The sequence below is a fragment of the Kitasatospora sp. NPDC093558 genome (assembly GCF_040683475.1).
Classification (GTDB): Bacteria; Actinomycetota; Actinomycetes; order Streptomycetales; family Streptomycetaceae; genus Kitasatospora.
Window position 1 is genome coordinate 1 of the sequence record NZ_JBFBDY010000400.1, and the last position, 5,813, is coordinate 5,813.

Genomic DNA, 5,813 nt, shown 5'->3' on the forward strand with positions numbered 1-5,813 from the left:
GCGCGGCCGCGGCCTGCGCGCCGGGGCGGGCGCCGCGCGCCTCCCCCACGTTGGGGGCGGGGGGGGGGGGGGGGACGTCCCCGCCACCGGCGCATCGACGAGCGCTACTTCACGACGTTCACCGCGACGGTGCGCGTCGCGAGCACGGACAGCGTCTGCGTGCCGTCGTACGGCAGCACCGCCTGGGCCGTGATCGGCATCGCCCCCGGGCCGTCGTCGCCGCCCAGCGTCAGCCGGTAGGTCACCGTCCTGCTCTCGCCCGGCGCCAGCGGGAAGGAAGCCACCCTGGGCTGCGTCGCGTAGTCCATGCTGCCACCGGGCGACACCGGGAGCTGGACCCAGGTGTCACCGTCCCTGCGTTCCAACGTGCCCTGGTTGACCGGCACCTGGCCGCCCGGCGTGCCCGAGTAGCTCTCCGTGAAGACCAGCGGTTCGACTGCGGCGTAGGTGGTCCGACCGGTGTTCCGGTAGATCACCGAGAAGACGGCCTGCGCCCCCTTCACCTGCACCTGCGAACCGATCTGATAGAACATCACGTCGATGCCGGCCTGGGCGCCCGGGGAACCCGACGGGGTCGACGAGGCAGCGGGCGTGGGACGGCCGCTGACGTCGAGGCTGTTCACGATCGACATCAGGTCCGTCTGGTAGTCGCCCTTGAGACCGACCGCCGAGACGAACACCTGGTCCTTGGGCAGGGCCCACATCTGGGCCGTGAAGGCGGACGTCCCGCAGGTCACCTGCCATTGCGACTTCAGCGCGGAGCGGCCGGCCACGGTGGGTGTGCTCTTCGTCGGGCCGACGCTGTTGATCGGCTCGTCCGCGGACGGCACGTGGGGATTGCCCCAGATCGGGCAGTAGGGCTGCCGTTCCCAGCCGGCCGAGGCGTCGAGGGTGGTCAAAGAAGGCCAGCCCGGCCCTTCATCGGTGTACAGCGACAGGCTCACCCCATAGGGGGCGCAGTCGTTGTAGCCCGCACCCTGGGGCGCTCCCGGGCTCAGGAGGCACATCTGGGGCCCACCCTGGTCTACGGTGCGCCACCCGGCGGGGACCTTGAACCTGACGCCGTTGAACGTGTACCACTTCGCCGCGGTCGTCGCGGTGCCGGTGGGAGTCGGCGGCGACGACGGAGTGTCGTCGCCAGGGGCGGAGGCGCTCTCCGGGTCGTCCGGGGTGGCGGTGTCGGTCGGGGTGGGCGTGGGGGTGGGGGCCTCGGTGGGCCTCGCTACAGGGGTCGGACTGGGGGAGGCCGACACGGTGGCGGCCGGCGGCGCGTCCTCGTGGCGGGCGACCGGCTCGCCGTGCAGGGTGAGCACGCTCACCACCATCGCGGCGGCCAGGCCGAGCAGCGGGACGGCGACCGCGTACGCCGGCCGCAGTCTGCGGCTCCGGCGATCGGGCGGGGCGGCGGGGCGCAGGTCGTGGGCGGTGATCAGGGAGGTGCGGGCGGCCATCGCCTCGCGCAGCAGCCGTTCCGTCGGGGTCTCGGCCGGCCCGTCGCCGTCACCGTCGCCGTCGATCCGGCGGGGGAACTCGTCGGTCATCGAACCTTCTCCAGGTGCTTTTCGAGAGCGTCCAGGGCCCGGCTGGCGGTGGACTTCACGGCGCCCCGGGACAGTCCCAGGGTCTCGGCCATCTGCGCCTCCGACATGTCCGACCAGTAGCGCAGCACCAGCACCTCGCGCTGGCGGGGGGTCAGCTCCTGCAGGGCCAGCAGCACGCGCCGGTGCTCGTCGTTGAGCACCGCGTGCTCCTCGGCCGACGGGGCGTCGGTCTCGTGCGGCGGCACGTACTCACGGGCCGTCCTGCGGCGGCGCAGCATCGAGCGGGCGCCGTTGACGACCGCCGTGCGCAGGTAGCCGAGCGCGTTGTCGAGGTCCTCCAGCTCCTCGCCGTGGCGCTGGTAGAGCTGGGTGAAGGCCTCCTGGACGACGTCCTCGGCGAGGTCCTGGTGGTCGACCAGCAGGACGGCCATCCGCACCAGGCCGAGCCGGTGGGCGTGGTAGAGCTCGGTCAGGGTCGGCCGCTCCTCGGTGCGGTCACGCCCGCCGCGCAGCAGCCGGAAACCGGAGCGCCGCTGTACCGCCTGCTGCTCGGCGGCGGGCTTGCTGGGACGCACGGCGGCGGGCTCGCCGGCCTCCTGGGCGCCGAACAGCAGGGCGGCCACTGCGCGGACGGAGAAGCCGCGCTCCCGCGCCGGCGCGACGATCGGCCCTATGGCCATGGACATCTGCGTCTTCCGCTTTCCCCCGGGACGGTGTCCGGGCACGCCGGAACCGTCTGCTCACCTGACCACGATCGAGATCGGCGAGATCCTCCGAGCCGCCACCGGCCTGGTGTTATCCGCCCCCGTAGCAATGGACGTGCGAGGGCGGTGCAGGTTGCATGCGGGTTCGAAGAAAGTTCCGGCGCCGGCGGACGGACTACACTCACCGGCGTTCCACCACCCGTGAGCAGGGGGTTCCCATGGCCCAGCAGGACGGTTCGCGGCACGCGACCGGGCGGACCGGCTCCGGGCCGGTCGCGGTCGCCATCGGACGGCGGCCCGAGCCGGTGCACGACGTCGCGGTGTACGCCTTCGACGGCATGGCGCCGTTCGAACTCGGCGTGGCGGTGGAGGTGTTCGGGCTCGCCCGGCCGGAGCTGAGCGGTCTGCTGGCGGCGCCCTGGTACGGGCTGAAGGTGTGCGCGGACCAGCCGGGGACGGCGCTGGACGCGGTGGGCGGGTTCGCGATGATCGCCCGGCACGGGCTCGACGAGCTGGCGGCCGCGGACACCGTGATCGTCCCCGGGGTGCCGAACGCCTTCGGCGGTGAAGTCTCGCCCGGCCTCGTCACGGCGCTGCGCACGGCGCACGAGCGCGGCGCCCGCATCGTCTCGATCTGCTCGGGCGCCTTCGCCCTGGCCGCCGCCGGCCTGCTGGACGGCCGCAAGGCGACCACGCACTGGCGCTACGCCGATCTGCTCCAGCAGCGGTACCCGTCGGTGCACGTCGATCCGGACGTGCTGTACGTCGACAACGGGGACGTCCTGACGAGCGCGGGCAGCGCCGCCGGGATCGACCTGTGCCTGCACCTGGTCCGCCGGGACCACGGCGCGAAGGTGGCCAACACCGTGGCCCGCCGGTTCGTCGTGCCGCCGCACCGGGACGGCGGGCAGGCCCAGTTCATCGAGGCGGCGATCCTGCCGGTCGACGAGGAGGACGACGGGATCGCGCGCAGCATGCAGTACGCGATGGACCACCTGGCGTCGCCGCTCACCGTCTCGGCGCTGGCCGCCGCCGCCCGGATGTCCGACCGCTCGTACCTGCGGCACTTCACGGCCCGCAACGGGACCAGCCCGATGCGCTGGGTCGTCACCCAGCGCATCGCGGCCAGCCTGCCGCTCCTGGAGTCCCCGGACGGGACGGTCGAGGACATCGCCGCCGCGGTCGGCTTCGAGAGCGCGGCGACGTTCCGCCACCACTTCGGCCGGGTGATGCGCACCTCGCCGACGGCCTACCGGCGGGGGTTCGGGCGCGGGGTGGCGTGAACCGTCGGTCGGCGGTTCAGGCCTCGTGCCGGGCCGCGTTGGCGAGCATCGCGTCGTGCAGCCACTGAGCAAGGCCGGGGGCGGTCTTCTCGTAGGCGGCGGTCCAGCGCGGGTCCGAGACGTAGAGCCCGGCCAGGCCGCGGTGGATGGTGAAGGTGCAGTCGTAGAAGTTCCGGCAGATGTGCTGTCGGTGCTCCTCGGCGAGGTCCATGGCGAGGGTGCCGTCGGCGGGCTCGCCGGCCGCGACCGCCTCGGCCAGGCGGGCGTTGAGGTCGGTCATCTCCGCCTGGATGCGCTGCCAGTCGGCCTTGTCGTAGGCGCCGGTGCGGCGCTGCGACTCGGCCCAGGCCGCGGTGTCGCCCCAGCGCTCCTCGGCCTCCTGCTCCCACTCCTCCTTGTAGTCCTCGCCGAAGATCTCGAACTTCTCCTCGGGGGTCAGCTGAACGCCCATTCTCCGTGCCTCCATGGCGTGTTCGACGGCCGCGGCGAGGTCCTGGAGGTGCTTGATCCGGTCGGTCAGCAGCCGGTGCTGCCGCCGGAGGTGCTCGCTCGGGCTGACCGAGTCGTCGTCCAGGATCGCCGCGATCTCTTCCAGGGGGAAGCCGAGTTCGCGGTAGAACAGGATCTGCTGCAGCCGGTCGAGATCGGTGTCCACGTACCGGCGGTAGCCGGCCCGGGTGCGGCCCGCGGGGGACAGCAGGCCGATCTCGTCGTAGTGGTGCAGCGTGCGGACGGTCACCTTGGCGATCTTCGCCACGGCGCCGACCGAGTAGCCGTCGCTGTTCATGCGAGGTGCTCCTCCCTTCGTGCTGACCCCCACACTCGTCTCTCACGTCGCGTGAGGGTCAAGCCAGAGGAGACGGCCGGGGAGACCGCTGAGGACACGCCTCAGCGGCCGGCACCGACCAGGACGCGCTCGCGCCGGCGGCCGAGCCGGCCGCGTCCGGAGCCGTGGCCCTGGCCGCGCCCGGAGCCCTGGCCCTGGTCCTCGGCCGGGGGCCGCGGGCGGCGGGTCTGCTGGGTGGGCCAGAGCAGCACGTACGCCGTCGAGACCACGACGAAGGCCAGCCGGACGAACCCGCGCGCCGGGTCGGACGGCAGGAGCAGCGTGCCGCCGTACAGCGAGGCCAGCGCGATCCAGCTCCACCACGGCACCAGGCGCTTCTGCCCGACCGCGTCCCACAGCAGGGTGCCGAGCAGGATCGAGGCCGTGTAGTACGTGTAGACGCTGGGGTCGAGCAGCACGCGGGCGTTCGCGCCGAGCAGCACGACGGCCGGCCAGCGGCCGCGCCACACGGCGATGCTGCCGAGCCCGAGCCCGAGCGCGAACTGGGTCGGCCGGTCCCACCACGGGGTGGTCGGGTCGGTCACGCCGAACCAGCGCAGCGAGGAGGCCGGCTGGTTGGGGATGGTGAACTTGGCGGCCGCCATGGTGTCCAGGTTGCCGAGGTAGAACGGCAGCCAGGCGATCGCGACCAGCCCGCAGAACCACAGCGCGGTGCGCAGCCAGGACGGCCGGGGCAGGGCGAGGATCAGCGGGGCGAAGGCGATCGCCCAGGGCTTGGAGTCCACCGCGAGCGCCAGGAAGATCGCGACCTGGGTGGGCTTGCCGCGGGCGAGCGCGTGGGCGGCGAGGGCGGTGAAGAACAGCGCCAGCACGTCGTCGAGGTGCGCGAAGCGGACCGACACCTCGACCCACATCGGGATGAACGCCAGCCCGGCGATCAGCACGCGCTGCTGGAGCCGGCGGTGGTTGGTGCCGGTGCCGAGGTAGTACAGGGCGGCGGTGCGGCCCACCAGGACCAGCATCACCAGGCCGAGCGCGGAACTCACCGCCTCGGCGATCACCTGGCCCGTGTACGGCGAGAACGGGGCCGTGAGCCGGGCCGCGGCCAGGCTGACCGGGCCGATCTGCAGCTCGGGGTGGTGGGCGTAGAGCGACAGCCCGCCGTCGGGCTGGCCGCTGAAGAGCAGTTGCTCGCCCTGGCGCAGGTAGTGCCAGGAGAAACCGCCCTTGGGCTCGACCAGAAAGAACCAGAGCACCGTCCAGGCGACCAGCAGGACGTGGTGTCTGCGGACCAACAGACCCGCGATCCGCCCCGTCCCGGCCTCGTAGTCGGTGGTGGCTGCCGTGCGTGCTCCCCGCACCTGTCCCTCTCCCCGCCGGTTCCGCCCCCCTCCGGCCGGACATCCTATGTGACGGAGGAGTACCTCCCGCGCCGCCCGGGTGTCCGTCGGGTGGACGGCCGGGCGGGGCCGCGGCACTCGGGCTGGGCGCGGGCGGT

5 protein-coding genes are annotated in these 5,813 nt (G+C 73.1%); 1 reads left to right on the plus strand and 4 read right to left on the minus strand.

Annotation, left to right across the window (positions count from 1 at the left end):
* Positions 1 to 104: 104 nt before the first annotated feature.
* Entirely contained in the window at positions 105 to 1,541 is a 1,437-nt protein-coding gene (locus AB0O00_RS27435) for a hypothetical protein (protein WP_363656153.1), read from the minus strand.
* On the minus strand, positions 1,538 to 2,227 hold the full coding sequence (locus tag AB0O00_RS27440; RefSeq protein WP_363656155.1) for a SigE family RNA polymerase sigma factor: 690 nt from the start codon (positions 2,225 to 2,227) through the stop codon (positions 1,538 to 1,540). Before AB0O00_RS27440 ends, AB0O00_RS27435 begins: the two co-directional genes overlap by 4 nt.
* 236 nt (positions 2,228 to 2,463) lie before the next feature.
* Here AB0O00_RS27440 and AB0O00_RS27445 point away from each other — a divergent pair, with 236 nt between their 5' ends.
* Positions 2,464 to 3,528: a helix-turn-helix domain-containing protein gene (locus tag AB0O00_RS27445; RefSeq protein WP_363656156.1), complete on the plus strand. Its 1,065-nt coding sequence runs from the start codon at positions 2,464 to 2,466 to the stop codon at positions 3,526 to 3,528.
* Positions 3,529 to 3,544: 16 nt separating this feature from the next.
* Here the strand turns inward: AB0O00_RS27445 and AB0O00_RS27450 are convergent, their stop codons facing one another.
* Together AB0O00_RS27450 and AB0O00_RS27455 are read right to left on the minus strand one after the other, a co-directional pair.
* Entirely contained in the window at positions 3,545 to 4,315 is a 771-nt protein-coding gene (locus AB0O00_RS27450; protein WP_363656158.1) for a MerR family transcriptional regulator, read from the minus strand.
* A 101-nt stretch (positions 4,316 to 4,416) separates the two neighbouring features.
* Positions 4,417 to 5,622 carry a hypothetical protein gene (locus AB0O00_RS27455; RefSeq protein WP_363656159.1) on the minus strand — a complete coding sequence of 402 codons (1,206 nt, stop codon included), beginning with the start codon at positions 5,620 to 5,622 and terminating at the stop codon, positions 4,417 to 4,419.
* Positions 5,623 to 5,813: the final 191 nt, after the last annotated feature.

Coding starts and splice junctions, on each gene's coding strand:
- AB0O00_RS27435 (WP_363656153.1), bottom strand. CDS start 1,541: ATGACCGACGAGTTCCCCCGCCGGATCGACGGCGACGGTGACGGCGAC.
- AB0O00_RS27440 (WP_363656155.1), bottom strand. CDS start 2,227: ATGTCCATGGCCATAGGGCCGATCGTCGCGCCGGCGCGGGAGCGCGGC.
- AB0O00_RS27445 (WP_363656156.1), top strand. CDS start 2,464: ATGGCCCAGCAGGACGGTTCGCGGCACGCGACCGGGCGGACCGGCTCC.
- AB0O00_RS27450 (WP_363656158.1), bottom strand. CDS start 4,315: ATGAACAGCGACGGCTACTCGGTCGGCGCCGTGGCGAAGATCGCCAAG.